The sequence below is a fragment of the Mycetocola sp. genome, from assembly GCF_046716805.1.
GTDB lineage: Bacteria > Actinomycetota > Actinomycetes > Actinomycetales > Microbacteriaceae > Mycetocola_A.
Window position 1 is genome coordinate 1 of the sequence record NZ_JBKJWH010000070.1, and the last position, 3,388, is coordinate 3,388.

The following is a 3,388-nucleotide window of genomic DNA, read 5'->3' on the forward strand; positions in this document are numbered from 1 at the left end:
CCTGGTGCGTTCCAGCACCGGTCCGCCACCCGCAGTTCGTCGAGTCGGAATCATTCCTGAAACCGGCTCCCACGTCCACTGAATCTGGTCCAGGCCGACCATCACAAGCAGCACCATCGAAAGAGAGAGAAACGTATGTCCAATCGCCAACTCGGCACGACGTCGCTGTCCGTGTCACCCATCTGCGTCGGTACAAGCGCGCTCGGTAGCTTTCCCGCACAATACGGCTACGGGGTCGACACCGACACCGCTGTTGCGACCATTAGGACTGTGTTCGACGGCCCGTTCAACTTCATCGACACGTCGAATGAGTACGGCGGAGGCGACAGCGAGCGCCGCATCGGGCAGGCGATCCGTGAGCACGGATTCGTACAGCAAGGGGTAGTCATCGCGACGAAGGTCGATCCTCTCCCGGGCAGCAATGACTTCTCCGGTGACCGGGTCCGCCGTTCCGTCGAGGAGAGCCTTGAACGTCTCGGCCTCGACAAACTGCCGCTCGTTTACCTGCACGACCCCGAGAAGATCACCTTCGAAGAGGGCGTCGCCCCCGGTGGACCGCTTGAAGCGCTGATCGAGCTGCGCGACCAGGGCATTATCCAGCACCTCGGCGTCGCCGGCGGACCGATCGACCTCGAACTTCAGTACCTCGCCACCGAGGCATTCGACGCGGTCATCAGCCACAACCGGTACACCCTCGTCGAACAGACCGCCGAGCCCCTGCTCGACGATGCACAGGCCCGCGGTGTCGCCTTCATCAACGCGGCACCGTTCGGCGGCGGGATGTTGGTGAAGGGCCCGAAGGCAGTCCCGACGTATTGCTACGCACCGGTCAGCCAGGCCACCCTTCTGCGGGTCGGAGCGATGGAACGCCTCTGCGCCGACTTCGGGGTCCCCCTCGCGGCCGCGGCCCTGCAGTTCTCCACCCGCGACGAGCGGGTCACGTCAACGATCGTCGGGATGTCCGAACCACGCCGCATCGCTCAAACAGTCGAGCTGCTCGAATTCACCATTCCCGACGAACTCTGGGGTGCCCTGCTGCCGCTGGCCCGTGTAGGCCGTAACGGAATCGAAGAGGACGTGGCCTGACGGCCCGCCCCCACCACACGAGAACAGAAGGCCACAACCTCATGAAGACCAAGAAGAACCCCGACCCAGTAGACGTGGTCATTGTCGGCGCGGGCGCCGGCGGCGCGACGGCGGCGAAGGTCCTCACCGAAGCGGGAATGACCGTTGTCGGCCTCGAGCGCGGCCCCTGGTTGAAGCCGGAGCACGCGTCGGGCGATGAGCTCAAGTACCTCAACCGAAACTTCATCTGGCAGGAGCCGAAACTGAAACCCCGCACCTACCGGGCAAACGACACGGAAGAAGCGGTCGTCACGAACTTCTCCGCCACGCCGCAGGTCGTCGGCGGCGGCACGACCCACTGGGGTGCAATGGTGCCCCGGATGACATCGAGCGATTTCAAGCTCCGCTCGATTCACGGCGACGTGCCCGGTGCGAGCCTCGTGGACTGGCCCATCACCTACGACGAGCTCGAGCCGTACTACACGCGTGTCGAGTGGGAGTTCGGTACCTCCGGTCTCGCCGGAGCCAACCGCTGGGAAGGGCGTCGCAGTCGCGGCTACCCGACGAAGCCCTCCCCGTTGAGCCAGATCGGCCGCACCTTTGCGACGGGCATGGACAAGCTCGGCCATAGTAGTTTCCCCATGCCGCAGGGAATGGTCACCGAGCCCTATCGCGGGCGCCAACCGTTCAGCGAGAACGGGTTCTGGCAGCAGTACCCTGACCCGGGCACGGGCAAGTCCTCGACCCTGATCAGCTTCATCCCCGACGCGGTCAATACGGGGCTCTTCGACCTCCGGTCCGACTGCTACGTCAGCGAGATCCTCGTCGGCAAGGACGGCCGCGCGACCGGCGTCCGCTATCAGGATGAGAACGGTGACGAGTGGGTGCAGCACGCCAAGGCCGTCATCGTCGCCGGGGGTGGAATCGAGACTCCTCGGCTGCTCCTGATGTCGAAGTCGGCCCAGTTCCCCGACGGTCTCGCGAACAGCAGCGGACAGGTGGGTAAGAACGCGACCTTCCACCAGTACTCGTTCTCGGTCGGACTCTTCGACCGCGATCTCCGCGACCCGCTTTACGGCTGGTCCGGTCACTACATGAGCGGGTGCTCGTTCGACTTCTACGAGACCGTCGAGAGCCGTGGCCACATCCTGGGTTCCCTGATTTTCCCGTCGATGCTGGGGCACCCGGTCAACTGGAGCTTCCCCGGTCGCCCTACCTGGGGTTCCGCCGCCAAGGACGCCGACCGGGAACTGTTCAACCACTCAATGAAGATCGGCATCCTGCTCCACGACCTCCCGGTCGAGAGCAACCGGGTCGACCTCGATCCGACCGTGACGGATGCCTGGGGGTTGCCCGTGGCACGCATCACACACACACCGCACTCCAATGACTACGCGCAGGAGAAGTGGCAGGTCAAGAAGAACGGAGAGATCCTCGAGGCAGCCGGGGCCAGCAAGGTGGTCCCGGTCAACATGGAGCGCATCACCGGGAACACATCGCACGAACTGGGTACCACCCGCATGGGCAACGATCCTTCGACATCCGTCGTCGACCGTTGGTGCCGCACACACGATGTGCCCAACCTCTACGTCTTCGACGCGAGCTTCTTTCCGACGGCGACCGGAATCAACCCGGCGCTGACCATCATGGCCAACACCTGGCGGTGCGTCGACCGGATACTCCACGTCGATCGCCACACCTGGTCCTGAGACCGAACTACGAAAGAACAGGAGAGCAACCACATGGGACAGGCAGAGTGGGTAACAGTGCCCATCTCGACGCGCGACGTCGAGGGGCCCATTCACTTCAGCAAGGACGAGTGGGACACGATCGAGGCCGCCACGGCTCGCATCATCCCGACCGATCATCACCCCGGCGCCCGGGAAGCGAAGGTTGTCCGATTCATCGACCGGATGTTGGCGGGCACGCAGTTCGTGTTCCCGGCGGCCGATGGGATCGGCTGGCTGCGCATGGAGGGACTTGAGGAGAAGGCCTGGCAGGAGCGGATCGCGCTCCGCCAGGCGCTGTACGCCAACGGTGTCAAACAGCTCGACGAGATCGCTCGAGGCAGCTTTGGTGAACGGTTCATCGATCTTGCAGATGATCAGCAGGACGATGTGCTGGAGCAGATCTCGGGAAAGCCGAAGCCGACGCACTTCTCGTTCGACGCAGCGGAGGACGATGGCCTGGGTGGGGCGCCCGCAGGCAACCAGCCGGTCAACGAGGACTTCCTCGATTTCTTCCCCTTGCTGGTGCTGAACACCCGGCAGGGCTTTTACGGCGATCCGGTGTACGGGGGCAACGAGAATCGGGTCGGCTGGGC

3 protein-coding genes are annotated in these 3,388 nt (G+C 64.0%); all 3 read left to right on the forward strand.

Translation table 11 applies throughout. The features are described 5' to 3' along the window. Nucleotides 1–135: 135 nt before the first annotated feature. Complete coding sequence (locus ACLQ62_RS05615; protein WP_411720680.1) at nt 136–1,086, forward strand: aldo/keto reductase; 951 nt, start codon at nt 136–138, stop codon at nt 1,084–1,086. A 41-nt stretch (nt 1,087–1,127) separates the two neighbouring features. After that, nucleotides 1,128–2,774 (forward strand): GMC family oxidoreductase, encoded by a 1,647-nt coding sequence (locus tag ACLQ62_RS05620; protein ID WP_411720681.1) that lies wholly within the window; start codon nt 1,128–1,130, stop codon nt 2,772–2,774. A 33-nt stretch (nt 2,775–2,807) separates the two neighbouring features. Beyond that, nucleotides 2,808–3,388, forward strand: a 581-nt coding sequence (locus ACLQ62_RS05625; RefSeq protein ID WP_411720682.1) for a gluconate 2-dehydrogenase subunit 3 family protein, incomplete at its 3' end; no start/stop codon positions are given.